The organism is Actinomyces ruminicola (assembly GCF_900103885.1).
In the GTDB taxonomy this organism is placed as follows: domain Bacteria; phylum Actinomycetota; class Actinomycetes; order Actinomycetales; family Actinomycetaceae; genus Actinomyces; species Actinomyces ruminicola.
The window spans coordinates 647,831-664,533 of record NZ_FNIM01000001.1 but is presented as its reverse complement, the minus strand read 5'-3'; the positions used below and the strand labels follow the sequence as shown (position 1 = coordinate 664,533).

Sequence of the window (16,703 nt, the reverse complement as noted above, 5' to 3'; positions counted from 1 at the left end):
GTGGTCTCCCCGGCCGCTCGACCGGGGAGACCACCGGCTCCCGCCTTAGGCGACGGAGCGCTGGTAGCGCGTGACGGTTATCGGCGCCGCCACGGCCACGATTAGTACACAACCCAGCAGGGCCCAGCCGGCGTCGGCGGCCGTTCCCGTCCCGGCGGTTCCGTCGAGCAGGTAGCGCAGCCCGCTGACGGCATAGGACACCGGATTGTGCTCGGCGAAGATCTTCAGCCAGTGCGGCAGCGTATCAACGGGCACTAGCGCATTGGACAGGTAGCACAGGGGGAACAGAATGATGATGTTGAATGAGGTCACCGCCTGCGCCGAGCTGAACAGGGTGCCCAGCATCAGGAACACCCAGGAGATCGCCCAACCGCATGCGGCGGCCGCCAGCACGACTCCAACGGCTCCGATCCAGCCGTTCTCCGGTCTGTACCCGAGCGCGACGCCGGTCGCCACCGTCAGCGCGGCGCACACCGCGTACCGCAGCAGGTCGGTGGCCATTGGGCCCAGCAGCGGCGCCAGTCGGGACATGGGCAGCGACCGGAAACGGTCGAACACGCCCTTGGACATGTCCTCACGCAGGTCAACACCGACGCTCTGGCAGGTGGACAGCACATTGGTGATGACCAGCCCCGGAACCAGGATCGGCAGGTAGGAGCGCACGTCCCCCGAGATGGCGCCGCCAAGCAGTTCCCCGAACATGACGGTGAACAGGACCGGCTGAATGAGCACGTCGAAGAACTCCGCCGGATTGCGCAGCATGGTCAGTGCCGAGCGCCACGCCATCGCGGCGGCGTCCGGTATTAGCCGAGACTCGCTGAAGCGTCGGGGAACGGACAAGGCGGGGGATGAGTTGAGGGAAGCGGATGCGGTGGTCACAGGTCCTCCTCGGTATTCAGGTCGGTGTTATTCAGATTGGTGTTGTGGTGCGTGCTCAGGCCTGCGGCGTGAACCGGCTCGGCGGTGGTGGGCCCGGCGGTGGTGGGCCCGGAGGTGGTGGGCCCGGAGGTGGTGGAGCGGTCGGTCGCTTCTCGGGTCGGCCCGTGGTTGCCGGTCAAGGTGAGGAAGACGGAATCGAGGCTGGGGCGGTCGACCGATATCGCCGCCGGAGACAGCCCCTGCTCGCGGAGCGCCACGAGGATCTCCGTGGCATCCGCGGTCTGCCTGATGGGTGCGTATATGCGCCCTGCGCGAGTGGTCGGTGTACCGCCTGGGGAAAGCACCCGGGTGATGGCATCGCGGATGGCGGGCACGTCCGCGCGATTCGCGGGAGTGATCGCCAGGGCCGAGGTGCCGATCCGGTCCTTAAGCTGATCGGGACTGCCTTCGGCTACCTTGCGCCCGTGGTTCATGATGCCGATCCTGTCGGCAAGGCGATCGGCCTCATCCAGGTACTGGGTGGTCAGCAGGATCGTCGTCCCGTGTGACACCAGGTCCTCGACGACCTGCCACATCTGCTGGCGGGTGCGCGGATCCAGCCCCGTCGTCGGCTCATCGAGGAACAGCAGCGGAGGCGTGGCGACCATCGAGACGGCGAGGTCGAGGCGCCGCCGCATTCCACCCGAGTACCGGCCCACGCGCCGCCCGGCGGCGTCGGCGAGGCTGAAGGCCTCCAGCAGCTCGTCGGCGCGGCGCCTGCTGTCGGTGCGGGACATTCCGGTCAGACGCGCGAACAGTCGCAGGTTCTCGCGTCCGGTGAGCGTCTCATCGACGCTTGCGTACTGACCGGCGACGCCGATTACGGAGCGCACCCGGTGCGGGGCGTGAGCCAGGTCGTGTCCCATGATGGTCGCGCTGCCGGAGCTGGGGCGCAGCAGCGTCGTCAACAGCTTGACCACGGTGGACTTGCCGGCCCCGTTGGGGCCGAGTAGTCCGTAGACGCTGCCGGCGGCGATGTCCAGGTCCAGGTCGTCGACGGCTCTCAGGGAGCCGAAGTCGCGGCGCAGGCCGGTGGCGTGGATGGCGGGGACGTCTCCTGCCTGGTGATGCGCTCTTGGGGTCGGAGGGTGTGGCGATGAAGCAGTGCTCATGCAGGCAGGCTGGCAGCCGCCGCTTTCACGACGCTTTCGGGGTGGTATCACCGTGTGGTCCAGCGGCGCCGTGGTGCGGACACGTCGAAAGCGCGTCGCCTCGCCCCGGTGGGCGCGCACGACGTCCGTGCCTGTCCCGGGCGCACGCTCGCGTTGTTGGGAGCGTCTTCCCGGAGCCGGGTTGTCGGTGCGGGTGCCTGTGGGCGGGCGGGCCCGTGTACTCGGTGAGGATCCTTGTGTGCAGTCGGGCCTGCGGGGCTGTTCCCGTGGTGCCGGGGGCCTGGTTGCCGGCAGCCGAGGGGGTGGGCGGGGTCTTGCGCCGCCCTGGTTGGACCGCTCACGCCCCGTTGGACCGCTGTAACCAGCGGCTACGGCGGTCCAACGGGGGCACAGGGGTCCAACGGGGGCACAGCGGTCCACTCACTCTGCGCCCCCAACGTGCTCACTCCATGGCGCGGATGACCGCCTCCACGGTCTCCTTCGCGTCGCCGAAGAGCATGGAGGTGTTGTCCTTGAAGAACAGCGGGTTCTGCACCCCGGCGTAGCCGGAGGCCATGGAGCGCTTGAAGACCACCACGCGCCGGGCGTCCCACACTCGCAGCACCGGCATGCCGGCAATGGGGGAGCCGGGCTCCTCCGCGGCCGGGTTGACCGTGTCGTTCGCACCGATGACCAGGACGATGTCGACGTCGGAGAAGTCGTCGTTCACCTCGTCCATCTCCAGCACGAGGTCATAGGGGACCTTGGCCTCGGCCAGGAGCACGTTCATGTGCCCAGGCAGGCGGCCGGCCACGGGGTGGATGCCGAAGGTGACGTCCACGCCCTCCCCGCGCAGCATCTCCGTGAGCGTGGCCACGGGGTACTGGGCCTGGGCCACCGCCATGCCGTAGCCGGGGGTGATGATCACGCGGCGGGCATCCTGCAGGGCGCGGGCCACCGCGTTCACGTCGGTCTGCCGGATGCTCCCCTCCTCGGCCTCGGCGGGAGCCACCACCGCGCCCTCGGTGCCGTAGCCGCCCAGCAGCACGGACATGAAGGAGCGGTTCATCGCCTGGCACATCAGGTAGGACAGGTAGGCGCCGGAGGAGCCCACCAGGGCGCCGGTGATGATCAGCAGGTCGTTGTTGACCATGAACCCGGTGAAGGCCGAGGCCCAGCCGGAGTAGGAGTTCATGATGGCCACGACCACCGGCATGTCACCGCCGCCGATCGCCACCACCAGGTGCACGCCCAGTGCCAGGGCGATGACCGTCATCACCGCCAGGCACACCCAGGCGGCCGTAGAGCCGACGGGCAGCAGGATGAAGGCGACCATTAGCACGAGGCTGACGAGCAGCGCGGCAAGGTTGATCCGATTGCGGCCCGGCAGGGTGAGCGGCCGGCCCGGCACCCGCCCGGCCAGCTTCAGTGCCGCCAGCACCGACCCGGTGAAGGTCACCGCCCCCACGAACACGCCCAGGAACACCTCGCCCAGGTGGAAGGCGCCCAGTGATTGGGCCAGAGCGTCGGGGGAGGCGTAGGAGCTGAAGCCCACCAGCACGGCGGCCAGGCCGACCAGCCCGTTGAGGACGGCGATCAGCTGCGGCATGCCGGTCATGGCGACCCTCCCGGCGAGCAGCATGCCGATCACGGCGCCGATGCCCAGGGCCAGGGCGATCAGGATCGCGGTGGTGACCACGCCCTGGCCGGGGTCGGAGACGAGCGCCAGGCCGATGGCGGCTGCGACGGCCACCCCCATGCCGACGGCGCCGGCGATGTTCCCGGCTACCGCCGTCTCATGACGGGACAGTCCGGCCGCGGCCAGGATGAACAGCACGGCCGCCGCGATGTAGGCCAGGGCGACCGGGGAGGGCAGAGTCAGCCCGACGGTGTCGGCCGCGGCCGGGGGAAACACGGCGGGCGGCGCCGCTGACATGGATGCGGGCAGGGAGAAAACGGCTGCGCCAGACATGCCCTCACTCCTTCCTGAACATGGCGAGCATGCGGTGGGTGACCGCGAAGCCGCCGAAGACGTTGATGGATGCGAGCATGATCGCGATGAAGGCGACGCCGCTGATCGCCGGGTTGGCGTTGCCGACCTGGGAGATGGCGCCCAGCAGGATGATGCCGGAGATGGCGTTCGTCACCGACATCAGCGGGGTGTGCAGCGCCGGGGTCACATTGGAGATCACGTGGAAGCCCAGGATGATCGCCAGGGCCAGCACTATGTAGTGGCTGGTTGCCGCAGCGGGCGTGACCAGCACGAGTGCCGCGGCGGCCGTGGCAGCGAGCGCGATGCCGATGGTCTTCCGCCGTCGCGAGCGGGCCTGGGCGGCGGCCTCGGCCTCGGCGTCGGCGGCCGCGTCGGAGGCGGACTGCGGGGGAGCGGCGGCGGTCGGTGCCTTGGGAGCGGCCGAGACGGACACGGGCGGCGGCGGCCACAGCAGTTCACCTGCCTGGCACACGGTGATCGCTCGCACCACCTGGTCCTCCAGGTCCAGGGCCAGCTCACCGTCCTTGCCGGGGGTCAGGAGGGTCAGCAGGTTGAGGATGTTCCGGCCGTACAGCTGGGAGGCCTGGGCGGGAAGGCGCTCGGCCAGGTCGGTGTAGCCGACGATGGTGACGCCGCCCGGGGTGGTGACCACCTCGCCGGGCACGGTCAACTCCGTGTTGCCGCCGTTGGCGGCGGCCATGTCCACAATCACCGAGCCGGGGCGCATGGCCTCGACGGCGGCGCGGTCCAGCAGCAGGGGGGCGCGGCGGCCGGGGATGTTCGCCGTGGTGACCACGATGTCGGCGGCGGCGGCCTGCTCGGCGTACAGGGCGTTGGCCAGGGCGGCCTGGTCGGTGCTCATCTCCTTGGCGTAGCCGTCGGCGGAGACCTCCTGGGCGGTGGGCACGGGCACGAACTCCGCCCCCACGGACTTGACCTGGTCGGCCACTTCCGGGCGCACGTCGGTGCCCCTGACGACGGCTCCCAGTGAGTAGGCGGTGCCGATCGCCGCCAGGCCCGCCACGCCCGCGCCGATCACATACACGGAGGCGGGCGGGAACTTGCCGGCGGCGGTCACCTGGCCGTTCAGCAGTCGGCCGAAGTGCCCGGCGGCCTCGATGACGGCCCGGTAGCCGGCCAGGTTCGCCTGGGAGGAGAGCACATCCATGCTCTGCGCCCGGGAGATGCGCGGCACCGTGTCGATCGCCAGGGCGGTCAGGGAGTGGTCCTGCAGCTTTTGCACGAAATCGGGGTGACGGGCTGGGTCTAACCTACCGATGAGGGTGGCGCCGGGGTGCATCAGGTCGAGTTCGGCGTCGTCGGGAGCGTAGGCGGTGACCACGATGTTGCAGGCCCAGACCTCGGCGCGGTCGGCGAGCTGGGCGCCGGCCTCCTCGTAGGCGGTGTCGGGGAAGTGAGCCGGCGCTCCGGCGCCGCGCTGGACGACGACGTCGTAACCCAGGCGGATCAGCCGCTCGACGGTCTGCGGGGTGGCCGCGGCCAGGGAGCGGTCCGGAGGCTGACAGGGGATTCCAAGACGCATAGAAACTCCTTTCAGCGGGCGCGCCCGCGACCTCGGCGCAGGTGCGCGTTTCGGGAGGGATGGGCGTGGGTGCCTCGCGTAACAGTAGAACGCTGCGCGGAGAGTGTCACGTGGTGTCTCACCGGCAAACGTTTCGGCACGGATGTGGCGGCTCTGCTACGCTCCAAAATAACGGGATGGATGCGGTGGCGCGCGTCGCGGGCGGCCTTGGCCTCGCCGCGCCCCAGTCCGTGTCCTGACCCCTCAGCCAAGCGAAGGAGTCGACATGCCGGCACCCGCTGCTCGCCACCCGTACGGCTCTCACGGCGACGCTCCCGGGGCCGTCGCGTCGGTGCAGGCCCCGGCGTCGTTCCAGGGACCGGAGTCCCTGATGCGTCGGCAGGATGCCTCCAGCAGGATCGCAGGCTTCGCCTTCCTGCTTGCCGGTCCGATGCTGCTGTACGTCGGCTTCATGCTGCACGTCCTCGATCCCGGGCTGGAGGTCGCCGCGCCCCTGTGCGCGGCCGGCACGCTGGTGCTGATCCTCGGCGTCGCGGTGCTGCGGCGCCGCACCGTATTCGACGCCCGCGGCATTCACTCCCGCGGTCTGTTGCGGACGGTTCACCTGCCCTGGCCCGATTCCCGTGCTGGATTCATGGTCGTCCTAGCCGGTGGTGGCAGGGGAGGCCCGGTGGCTCTGGTCGAGGTGGGAGCGGCGGGCCACAGGGTGCGACTGTCCGCTCCACGCCTGTCGTCCCGGAGAGCCAAGGATCTGCGTTTGCGGCTCGAGGCCGAGGTCGACGGCATCTGGGCCTGGGCGCTGGCCCGCGGCTACGCCCGCGAGACCATGCCCGTCCCGCCCGCCCGGCAAGGCGCGGATCCCCGGGCCGCGCAGGCCGTCCCCCCAACTGGGAGCGGCACCGCGCGCCCTGCCCGTCGACCAGACACTGCTCGCCCACGAGCCCCTAATCCTCAAGGAGCGGCCGAACTGGTACGGGCTCGCCGTGAGCATCGCCATCCTGGTGGTCCTATGCGGTGCTGCCGGAGCGCTGGCCGTACTCGGCCCGGAGCGGGCACCGCAATCCTTCTCCGGATCATTCGGCGCGGACGGGGCGCTACGACTTAACAGCGGATTCTGGATGCTCCTGGTGGTATCCGCGGGCAGTCTCCTGGGCAACCTGCACCGTATTGTGCGGGAACGCACGACCGTATCCCGGGAGGGCCTGGTGCTGGCTGGGCGGCGAACCCGCCGGGTGGCGTGGCCGCCGTCGCGCTCGTACTTCTTCCTGCGAACTCGGCGTCACCTCGGGCATGCCGAGGCCTGCGCGTGGCTGCTTGACCCAGCCGGGACGGCCTTGCGGGTGCCCGGCACGCGACGTCTTTCCAAGGACGAGGATCGGGCCCTGCTCGCCGCCGCGGCCGCGGTGCAGACCATCTGGGAGTGGGGCGTGACCCGCGCAGTCGCCTACGACGACGGCAGCTACTGTCCGGCCCCCAACGATGCGATCGAACAGGAACGCCGCGCCAGCGACCGGAGAGTCTCCTATCTCACGTCCTGCGGCATCGTGCCGGGCACGGGCGCTCACCCGGGTGCCCTTTGAGGAGCGCTCAGGCCTTGCGCAGCAGCATCCGGCTCATGTGGTGGTTGGAGTCCTTGCGCAGCACGATCGTGGCCCGGCCGCGCGTGGGGGCGATGTTCTCCCGCAGGTTCGTCAGGTTCACGCTCTCCCACACCTCATTCGCGGCCGCCAGCGCGATGTCGTCCGGGATGGCCGCGTAGCGCCGGAAGTAGGAGTCGGGGTCCCTGAACGCCGTGTGCTTCAGAGTCAGGAATCGGTCCAGGTACCAGCGGCGGATGTCCTCCGGGTCGGCGTCCACGTAGATGGAGAAGTCGATGAAGTCGCTCACCGCCAGCGCCGACGCCACCGGGCGGCCGCCGTCGCGAGCAACCCGCCGTCCTCGAGGCGCCGGCTGCAACACGTTCAGCCCCTCCAGCACCAGCACGTCGGGGTGCTCCACCACCTTCTTGGCTCCCGGCACGATGTCGTAGACGGTATGCGAGTACACCGGCGCCTCCACCCGGGGCGCCCCGGACTTCACCGCAGTCACGAACTCCAGCAGCGCCCGCTGATCGTAGGACTCCGGGAACCCCTTGCGGGCGGTCAGCCCGCGCTCCTCCAGCACGGCGTTGGGCAGCAGGAAGCCGTCGGTGGTCACCAGGTCCACGCGCGGAGTGTCGGGGAAACGTGCCAGCAGGTGGGCGAGCAGCCGCGCCGTCGTCGACTTGCCGACCGCCACCGAGCCTGCCACGGCCACGACGAACGGCGTCGGCCGCTCATCCACCCCCAGGAAGGCGGCGGTGCGGCGGGCCCGCTCGCGGGCGGTGGTGATGAAGTGCTCCAGCAGCGCCGTCAGCGGTCGGTAGACCACGTCGACCTCCGGCAGGTCGATGGGGTCGCCCAGACCACGCAGCTTCTCAAGGTCCGCCTGGGTCAGCGGCAGCGGCGCGGAGGAGGCGAGCGCACGCCACTGGTCGCGGCGCAGCTCGATGTACGGCGAGGCGTCTGCTCCGGACTGGGCCGCAGGGGACATGGGACTGTTCACCACACCAGTGTGACGCATTGTCTCCTCGCCGGCGCCCGGGGCCGCCTCCCGGATACTGTGACGCTGCACTTCTCAGGACTTCTCGGGTCCCGCTGCATATCAGTTTCCACCTGTTGATTCCGCCGGTTCGCGGCGCGGACGTTGATCCCGGAGGGGGAATGGTGGTTCTATCGGGCACATGTGTGGAATCGTCGGCCACGTCGGCCCCCTGAACTCAACCAGCCCCGCAGGCACCCCCGGCTCCGGCCGCTCCCTGGAAGTACTGCTGGACGGGCTGTCCCGCCTGGAGTACCGCGGTTACGACTCCGCCGGCATCGCCCTGGTGCGCCCCGACGGCGCCGAGCGGCTCACCACCGTCAAGGCCGCAGGCAAGCTCGACAACCTGCGCACCGCCCTTGATGAAGCGGCACCCGCGCCGGCCACCGCCGGCATCGGCCACACCCGCTGGGCCACCCACGGCGGCCCCACCACCGAAAACGCCCACCCGCACCGGGCCGGCCGCCTGGCGGTCGTCCACAACGGGATCATCGAGAACTTCCGCTCCCTGCGAGCCGAGGTCGAGGCCGCCGGCCGCACCCTGGTCTCCGCCACCGACACCGAGGTCGTCGCCCACCTGCTCGACCTCGACTTCACCGCCAGGCTCGCCGACGCCGGCCAGGACACGGACGCCGTCGACCCGGGCTCTGCCACCACGACACTGGTGGAGTCCATGCGCGCCGTCACCGCCCGCCTGGAGGGCACCTTCGCCCTGCTGGCCGTCACCGAGCTCGCCCCCGGCGCGATCGTCGCCGCCCGCCGCTCCAGCCCGCTGGTGATCGGCCTGGGCGAGGGGGAGAACTTCCTCGGCTCTGACGTAGCCGCCTTCGTCGCCTTCACCGCCCGCGCCGCCGAGGTCGACGACGACCAGGTGCTGCTGCTCACCGCCGACTCCGTCACCGTGTGGGACGCGGACGGCAAGGTGGTTACGCCGCGCGAGTGGGAGGTCTCCTGGGACGCATCGGCTGCCGTCAAGGGCGGGTACGAGACCTTTATGGACAAGGAGATCCACGACCAGCCCACCGCCGTCGCCGATACGCTGCTCGGACGCGTGAACGACCGCGGCGAACTGGTCCTTGACGAGATGCGCATCGACCCGTCCGTGCTGCGCAGCGTCGACAAGATCATCGTGGTCGCCTGCGGCACCGCCGCCTACGCCGGGCACGTGGCCAAGTACGCCATCGAGCACTGGTGCCGCATCCCGGTGGAGATCGAGCTCGCCCACGAGTTCCGCTACCGCGACCCGATCGTCTCGGAGAAGACCCTGACCGTGGCCATCTCCCAGTCGGGGGAGACCATGGACACCATCCAGGCCATCCGCCACGCCCGTGAGCAGGGCAGCCGGGTGCTGGCCATCGTCAACACCTACGGCTCCACCATCGCCCGCGAGGCCGACGCCGTCCTGTACACGCACGCCGGGCCGGAGGTTGCCGTCGCCTCCACCAAGGCCTTCCTAGCCCAGATCACCGCCTGCTACCTGCTGGGCCTGTACCTCGCGCAGCTGCGCGGCAACAAGTGGCCCGACGAGGTCGCCGACTACCTGGAGAACCTGGGGCAGATGCCCGCCAAGCTCGAGCGCCTGCTGGCCGAGCAGGAGGACATGGTGCGTGAGCTCGGCGCCCAGATGGCCGACCAGACCTCCTTCCTGTTCCTGGGTCGGCACGTCGGCTACCCGGTGGCCCTGGAGGGGGCCCTGAAACTCAAGGAGGTCGCCTACGTGCACGCCGAGGGCTTCGCCGCCGGCGAGCTCAAGCACGGCCCCATCGCCCTGGTGGAGGAGGGGCTGCCCGTGTTCGTCATTGTTCCCACCCCGCGGCGCCCCGTCCTGCACGACAAGGTCATCTCCAACATTCAGGAGGTGCGCGCGCGCGGAGCCCGCACCATCGTCATCGCCGAGGAGGGCGATGAGGCGGTCACTCCCTTCGCCGACACGGTCATCCGCATCCCCGCCACCCCGACCCTGATGTGGCCGCTGCTGACGGTGGTGCCGCTACAGATCTTCGCCGCCGCCCTGGCCAAGGCCAAGGGCCTGGACGTCGACCAGCCGCGCAACCTGGCCAAGTCCGTAACCGTGGAGTGAGGGCGTAGGCGATCCTGGGCGCGTGGGCGCTCGGCGGGGCGATGATGGAACGGTGAGTTTCGCGAACCCTCCATACGACCCGCACCCGCCCGGCGACGGCAACCGTGAGGCGTCCTCCGGCCGCACCCTCGCGGCCGAAGCGGCCTACCCGGCCCGCGCTGTCGCCGCCGCCGAGGCGCCGCTGACCGTCGGCACCGACCGCTACATGCATGCCGCCGCCCATGCCCTGGCGCGGGCGGCGGTGGCGGAGCTGCGGGATGCGCGCGGCGTGGTGGCCGGCGCGCGCGTACTGCTGCTCGTGGGCGGCGGGCACAACGGCGGCGACGCGCTGCTGGCCGGTGCCCTGCTGGCCCGCCGCGGCTGCGCCGTTACCGCCGCCCCGGCCACCGAGGCCTCCCGGCTGCATGCCGCGGCCCTGGAGGCCGCGCGCCGAGCGGGCGTGCGCCTCGCCGCCGACCCACTGGCTGCCGTGCAGGCGGCGGCCGGGGGAGCGGGCGCTGGGGAACCGGGCCTCCGGGGCGCGGACGGAGCGGACCTGGTGGTTGACGGTCTCACCGGCATCGGCGCCACCGGCCCGTTGCGCCCCGCCGCGGCCGCGCTCATCGCCCCGCTGCATGCTGCCGGGCTGCCGGGAGAGCGCCCCTTCCGGGTGCTGGCCGTGGACCTGCCCTCGGGCGTCGGCGTGGATGACGGCACTCTGCCCGGCCCGGTGCTGGCCGCCGACCGCACCGTAACTTTCACCTGCCTCAAGGGCGTCCACCTGCTGCCGCCGGCCGCGCCACTGTGCGGGCGTGTTGAGGTAGCGGACCTGGGGCTGCCGGTGCCGGACGGGGCGCCGCTGGCAGTTCGGCCCGCGGACGGGGAACTCGCCGAGCTGCTGCGCGTGCCCGGGGCGAGCGACCACAAGTACACGCGCGGCGTGGTCGGCCTGTGGGCCGGCAGCCAGACCTACCTGGGAGCCGCGGTGCTGGCCGCCTCCGCGGCGGTGCGCACCGGCGCCGGCATGGTGCGGCTGGCGGCGCCGCAGCGGGTGATCGAGCTGGTGCTGGGCCGCCGTCCCGAAGTGGTGCCCGGTGACGGGCGCTGCCAGGCGCTGGTGATCGGCCCCGGCACCGACCCGGCCGACGCCCCGCGTGCCGCCGAACTGGATGCCGCATTGGGCCGGGCGCTTGGCGAGGGCGGGGAACCCATTGACGCGGTGATTGACGCCGGGGCGCTGCCCCTGCTGGCCGCGCGCATTGCCGCCGGTTGCCGCTGCGGCCCGCAGCATGTGCTCACCCCGCACGCCGGCGAGGCCGCCGCCCTGCTGACCGCACTGGGGGAGCAGGCCGGGAGAGAAGCCGTGGAGGCCGCCCCGGCCGCCGCGGCGTGCCGCCTGACGGAGCTCACCGGGGCCACGGTGCTGCTTAAGACCACCCCCACGCTGATTGCCTGTCCGGGCGGGGTGCTGCTGTCGGTTGACTCCGGTCCGGGGTGGCTGGCCACCGCCGGCAGCGGGGACGTACTCGCCGGAATCATTGGTGCGCTGCTGGCGGCCGCCCGCGCCGATGCGGAAATCGGCGGGGATGCCCGGGGTGAGGCCGCGGATGCAGCAGCGGATATGGCCGCCCGCCGCGCTGACGGGGAAGTGGCCGCCCGCTGTGCGGCCCTGGGCGTGCGCCTGCACGCGCTCGCGGCGGTGCGGGCGGCCGGGCTGGATGGAGCCGCATCCGTTGCGTGCGCGGCCACTGCTGTGGCCGGTCATCCGTTTGAATCACCAGGTCATCCCATTGCTGCGCTGGACGTGGCCGAGGCGGTCCCGGCTGCTTGGGAGCAGCTCTGGAGGGCCGGCGTGCACCGAGTCTCGAGCTCGCAGCCTGGCAGTGCCGCACTTGGGCCTGCCTCCCTCAGGAAGAATGTCCATCGGTGACCAGTTTGCCGTTGCCGCGGCTGCTCAGCCTCCGAGCCGACCCGAGATTTCCCTGCTCTGGAGCCGTTTGTTCGCAGCGCATCAAGGGGCTTGTTTCTGAAAGTGGTCACCGATGGACACTTTTCGCAGCCAGAACTCCCTCCACCGGCTTCCCACCGCCGCATCCCCGCACCGAGCCCCAGGGAGTGGAACAATCGCCACCGTGAACGCGTCAACCGGCACTCCGCTTCCAGCGACGACCTCCCGTGCGGTGGTCGACCTAGACGCCATCGCGCACAACGCCCACGTGCTCGCCGCGGTGGGCGGCGTGCCCTGGATGGCCATCGTCAAGGCCGACGCCTACGGCCACGGCATCGGCCAGGTATCCACCACCTGTCTGCGGGCCGGCGCCACCTGGCTCGGTGTCGCCCAACTGGCCGAGGCCCTGCGCCTGCGCGCCCGGCTGGACCACGTCGGCATCGCCCGCCCGTCGCGCAACCCAGACTCGGTCCCCACCTCCACGCGCCCCCGCCTGCTGTGCTGGCTCCTGCCCGTGCTCACGCCCGACCAGGCCGCCGCCCCCGGCTCCCCGCTGCGCGCCGCGCTCGCCGCCGACCTCGACCTGTCGGTGTCCACCCGCACCCAGCTCGACGCCATCGTGGCCGCCGCGCGCGCCGAGCTGGCCGACTCCCCGGATGCCGCTGCGGCGCCGGCGCGCATTCACCTCAAGGCTGACACCGGCATGTCCCGCGGCGGCTCCACGCCCGCCGACCTGCCCGCCCTCGCTGCCGCCGCCAAGGCCGCCGAACAGGACGGCACCATCGCCGTCGTCGGCCTGTGGAGCCACCTGTCCCGCGCCGACGAGCCCGCCTGCGGCTCCACCGAGAAGCACCTGTCCCGCTTCCTGGCCGCCGAACGCGTCGTAACCGAGGCGGGGTTGGAGCCACGCGTGCGGCACCTGGCCGCCACCGCCGGCCTGCTGTGGCACCCCGACACCCGCCTGGACCTGGTGCGCATCGGCATCGGCCTGTACGGCCTGTCTCCGGACCCGGCCGTGGCCACCTCCACCGCCCTGGATCTGCGCCCGGCGATGCGCCTCGAGGCGCCGCTGACCCAGGTCAAGTGCATCCCCGCGGGCCAGGCCGTCTCCTACGGCGGCACCTGGCGCGCCCCCACCGACCGCTGGCTCGGCCTGGTTCCGCTCGGGTACGCCGACGGCATCCCCCGCGCCGCCTCCAATGGCGGCCCCGTGGCCGTGAACGGCCTGCGCGCCGCCATTGTCGGCCGAGTGTGCATGGACCAGGTCGTCATCGACCTCGGCCCCGCCACCACCCCCGAGGGGGCCCCACTGGATCCGCCCGCCGCCCCCGGCGACACCGCCGTGCTGTGGGGGGCACCCGACGACGCTGTCACGCCCACCGCCGACGACTGGGCCGAGGTCTGCTCCACCATCAACTACGAGATCGTCACCCGCCTGGGCGAGCGCGTCCCCCGCGTCTTCACCGGCCGCGACGCCGCCCGCATCCCGGCCTCACCCGACCAGGAGACGCCCGCATGACCGCCGACGCCACCCGCCCCGCCCGCCCGGCCGCCGTGATCAGTGTTCCCACCGACTCCGCCGACGCCACCCGGGCACTCGGCGCCCGCCTGGCCGCGCTGCTGCGCGCCGGCGACGTCGTGGTGCTGACCGGTGGGCTCGGCGCCGGCAAGACCACCCTCGCCCAGGGCGTAGGTGCGGCCATGGGCGTGCGCGGGCGGATCTCCTCCCCGACCTTCGTGATCGCCCGCGTCCACCCCGCCACGGGTGACGGACCGGACCTCATCCACGTCGACGCCTACCGGATCTCCTCCCTGGAGGAGCTCGACGCCCTCGACCTGGACTCCTCCGTGGCCGACTCGGTCACGCTCATGGAATGGGGCGAGGGCAAGGCGGAGGCGCTTTCGGACAACCGCCTGGAGATCGCCGTCGCGCGGCCCCACGGCGGACTGGCCGCTCACACCGGCCCCGGGGCCGGCACGGTTACCGACCTGGAGCAGGCCGACGACGGCCGCCGGACCATCACCATCACCGCCGTCGGCCCCCGCTGGGCAGGCGTGGACCTCGGCGTGCTCACCGGCTGAGGCACCCCGCCCACGCGGGAGTCATGCCAGCGGCCACTCATCTAGGCTTGCGCCCGTGCGCATCCTATCCATCGACTCCTCGCTGGGAACCCAGCTGTTGATCGTCGACGTCCCGGACGCCCGCACGGACGTCGCCGGGGCGGTATCCATCGACCTGAACGTCCTGGTCTCGGCCCAGCAGGACAGCCCCCGCCGCCACGCCGAGTCGTTAGGACCAATGCTGGCCGACGCGCTTGCCCACCCGGCGGTGGCTGCCGCCCCGCTCGATGCCGTTGTGGCCGCTACGGGACCGGCGCCCTTCACCGGCCTGCGCGCCGGCCTGATCACCGCCCGCGCCGTCGGCCGCGCCCGCGGCATTCCCGTGTACGGCGTGCCCAGCCTCGACGCCGTGGCCCGCGCCGCCCTGGACCGGCTCGCCGAGCAGGGCGGGGAAGCCGCGGATACAGGCCATGCCGGGGACGAGGTGCCGTCGGCCACCGTCCTGGTGGCGACCGACGCGCGCCGCAAGGAGGTCTACGCCGCCCGCTTCCGCGCCCGCGGCAGCGACGACGTCGAGCGCCTCGGCGATTACGAGGTGCTGTCCCCCGTCGCCCTGCGCGAGCACGAGGAGAGTGGCGTGCAGCCGCCCGCCGACGCCGTGGCCGGCTCCGGCGCCGCGCTGTATCCCGGACTGGCGGCAGGCCGCGAGGTGCTGGCCCCGGTCTCCGGCGACGCCGCCACCCAGGTGCGTATCGCCCTGGCCCGCCTGCGCGCCCTGACCGGCGCCTGGGAGAACCTGGAGGGCGACGCGCTGCGAGAGGCCGGCTTGGACACGCGGCCGCTGTACCTGAGGCGGCCCGACGTGCATATGCCTGCGGGGCGCGCCCGGTGAATCCGTCCGCCTCCGCCGCCGCCCCCACCCCGCAGGGGGTGCGGCTGCGTCCCATGACGCCGCGCGACCTGGAAATGGTCTCCCGCCTGGAGCCGGAGCTGTTCGGTGCGGAGGCCTGGAGCCCGGCCACGCTCGCCGCCGAGCTGGATCGCACCACGGGACCGGGCGCCGACCGCGCCTACCTGGTCGCCCACCTGGAGGATGCTGGACCAATAGTCGGCTACGCCGGGCTGTGGTACGGGGACGGTCGCGGGGACGCCGACCTGCTGACCATCGCCACGGTTCCGGCCGCTCGGCGACGGGGCGTGGCCACCGCCCTGCTGACCTCCCTGCTGAGCACGGCCGCCGACGTCGGCTGCCGCGCCGTCCTGTTGGAGGTGCGTGCCTCCAATGAGGGCGCTCAGCGCCTGTACGCCGCCCACGGCTTTGCCCCGGTGGGGCGCCGGCGGCGCTACTACCTGGCGCCGGTGGAGGACGCCGTGGTCATGCGCCGAGTCCTGCGGCAGCCTGCAGCCTCCTGAGACTGGCGGGATCCGTGAGAACTATGGGGGCCGGTTCAAGGCCCTGACATTTGTCTGACAATGATGTGACGAAATGGTGGCGCCTGAAGCCGTCGACGGGCTCGCGGCGATGGGCTGACTCAAGTCGAGCTCCGTCGATGGAGCCCCGGTTTTCCGCGGCACGGAAGGGGTTCGCTAATCAGCGCGGAGGGGCGCCCGCACATCTGGGACCATCGGCCGAGGGGCGTTCGTAAACTGCCCTCGTGGTGAAAACGTCTGCTCCCCCCAAGAAGAAGGCCGCTTACACGACGACGGTCTTTATGAAGCGTCTGATGGCCTGGTCGGGCATCATCTTCATCGTCTACCTCCTGTTCCATGCCTATGGGAACACGCACTACCTCCAGGGCGAGATCGCTTACGACCACTACGCGGTCTGGCTGCGCTCGCTGCTGGAGCCCCTGCTTCCCTATGAGGGTGTGCTGTGGATCCTGCGCATCGTCCTGATCGCGCTGATCCTCGCCCACGTGGTCAGTGCCCTGTACCTGTGGTGGCGCAACCGCAAGGCCCGCGGGAACGACAAGTACGAGGTCAAGAAGGCCAATGCCGAGTACTTCGCCTCCCGCTACGCCATGCGCACCATGCGCTGGGGCGGCATCGCCCTGGCCCTGTTCATCATCTGGCACCTGCTGCAGTTCACCACCCTGTCGCTGACCCCCGGTGGCGAGTACATCCACGGGCGCGCCTACTCCAACATGTACTACGGCTTCCAGCTGTGGTGGGTGTACCTGATCTACGCCGTCGCCCTCGCCTGCCTGTGCCTGCACGTGTGGCACGGCGTCTGGTCCGCCCTGCAGACCCTCGGCGCCACTCGCGGCAACACCATCCCGTTCATCCGCCTGATCGCCTTCATCGTCGCCTTCGGCCTGTTCTTCCTGTTCATGATCGTGCCGACGGCGATCCTGTTCGGCTGGGTCGACGCCCCGATGGCCGCGGCCGACTACTACCCCCAGTTCTGCGACGCGATCGGCTCGTCCGCCGAGCAGTTCGCCGAGTGCGCTGCCCACTGATCGAGAGCGAGT

General features: G+C 71.4%; 13 protein-coding genes. 8 read left to right on the top strand and 5 right to left on the bottom strand.

The window, feature by feature from the left end:
• Positions 1-45: 45 nt before the first annotated feature.
• The 4 genes from BLR49_RS02790 to BLR49_RS02775 all read right to left on the bottom strand — a co-directional run bounded on the left by BLR49_RS02790 (position 46) and on the right by BLR49_RS02775 (position 5,545).
• The gene (locus tag BLR49_RS02790) at positions 46-879 is read right to left on the bottom strand and encodes an ABC transporter permease (RefSeq protein WP_245690335.1); all 834 of its coding nucleotides are present in this window, start codon (positions 877-879) and stop codon (positions 46-48) included.
• Positions 876-2,030 (bottom strand): ATP-binding cassette domain-containing protein, encoded by a 1,155-nt coding sequence (locus BLR49_RS02785; protein ID WP_092532923.1) that lies wholly within the window; start codon positions 2,028-2,030, stop codon positions 876-878. Before BLR49_RS02785 ends, BLR49_RS02790 begins: the two co-directional genes overlap by 4 nt.
• 442 nt (positions 2,031-2,472) lie before the next feature.
• Complete coding sequence (locus BLR49_RS02780) at positions 2,473-3,945, bottom strand: NAD(P)(+) transhydrogenase (Re/Si-specific) subunit beta (RefSeq protein ID WP_092533441.1); 1,473 nt, start codon at positions 3,943-3,945, stop codon at positions 2,473-2,475.
• Between the two features lie 40 nt (positions 3,946-3,985).
• Positions 3,986-5,545, bottom strand: a complete 1,560-nt coding sequence (locus BLR49_RS02775; RefSeq protein WP_092532920.1) for a Re/Si-specific NAD(P)(+) transhydrogenase subunit alpha — start codon at positions 5,543-5,545, stop codon at positions 3,986-3,988.
• 983 nt (positions 5,546-6,528) lie between these two features.
• Between BLR49_RS02775 and BLR49_RS13220 the strand changes: the two genes are divergently transcribed.
• Positions 6,529-7,125 (top strand): hypothetical protein, encoded by a 597-nt coding sequence (locus BLR49_RS13220; protein ID WP_176765745.1) that lies wholly within the window; start codon positions 6,529-6,531, stop codon positions 7,123-7,125.
• Between the two features lie 7 nt (positions 7,126-7,132).
• Here the strand turns inward: BLR49_RS13220 and coaA are convergent, their stop codons facing one another.
• Positions 7,133-8,116, bottom strand: coding sequence for a type I pantothenate kinase (gene coaA / locus BLR49_RS02760; protein ID WP_092532911.1), 984 nt, complete (start codon positions 8,114-8,116; stop codon positions 7,133-7,135).
• A 190-nt stretch (positions 8,117-8,306) separates the two neighbouring features.
• On the opposite strand from coaA, the gene glmS reads away from it, so the two are divergent.
• From glmS to BLR49_RS02725, 7 genes are all read left to right on the top strand, one after another.
• Positions 8,307-10,244 (top strand): glutamine--fructose-6-phosphate transaminase (isomerizing), encoded by a 1,938-nt coding sequence (gene glmS, locus BLR49_RS02755; RefSeq protein WP_092532908.1) that lies wholly within the window; start codon positions 8,307-8,309, stop codon positions 10,242-10,244.
• A gap of 52 nt (positions 10,245-10,296) precedes the next feature.
• Positions 10,297-12,153 (top strand): bifunctional ADP-dependent NAD(P)H-hydrate dehydratase/NAD(P)H-hydrate epimerase, encoded by a 1,857-nt coding sequence (locus BLR49_RS02750; protein WP_245690333.1) that lies wholly within the window; start codon positions 10,297-10,299, stop codon positions 12,151-12,153.
• 193 nt (positions 12,154-12,346) lie between these two features.
• Positions 12,347-13,690: an alanine racemase gene (alr, locus tag BLR49_RS02745; RefSeq protein WP_425425747.1), complete on the top strand. Its 1,344-nt coding sequence runs from the start codon at positions 12,347-12,349 to the stop codon at positions 13,688-13,690.
• A complete protein-coding gene (tsaE, locus tag BLR49_RS02740; protein WP_092532902.1) occupies positions 13,687-14,253 on the top strand; it encodes a tRNA (adenosine(37)-N6)-threonylcarbamoyltransferase complex ATPase subunit type 1 TsaE in 567 nt (188 codons plus the stop codon). Before alr ends, tsaE begins: the two co-directional genes overlap by 4 nt.
• A gap of 55 nt (positions 14,254-14,308) precedes the next feature.
• On the top strand, positions 14,309-15,124 hold the full coding sequence (gene tsaB / locus BLR49_RS02735) for a tRNA (adenosine(37)-N6)-threonylcarbamoyltransferase complex dimerization subunit type 1 TsaB (RefSeq protein WP_092532900.1): 816 nt from the start codon (positions 14,309-14,311) through the stop codon (positions 15,122-15,124).
• 53 nt (positions 15,125-15,177) lie between these two features.
• Positions 15,178-15,645, top strand: coding sequence for a ribosomal protein S18-alanine N-acetyltransferase (rimI, locus tag BLR49_RS02730; RefSeq protein WP_092533437.1), 468 nt, complete (start codon positions 15,178-15,180; stop codon positions 15,643-15,645).
• 299 nt (positions 15,646-15,944) lie between these two features.
• Positions 15,945-16,691, top strand: a complete 747-nt coding sequence (locus tag BLR49_RS02725; RefSeq protein WP_176765763.1) for a succinate dehydrogenase cytochrome b subunit — start codon at positions 15,945-15,947, stop codon at positions 16,689-16,691.
• The last annotated feature ends 12 nt before the right edge of the window (positions 16,692-16,703 follow it).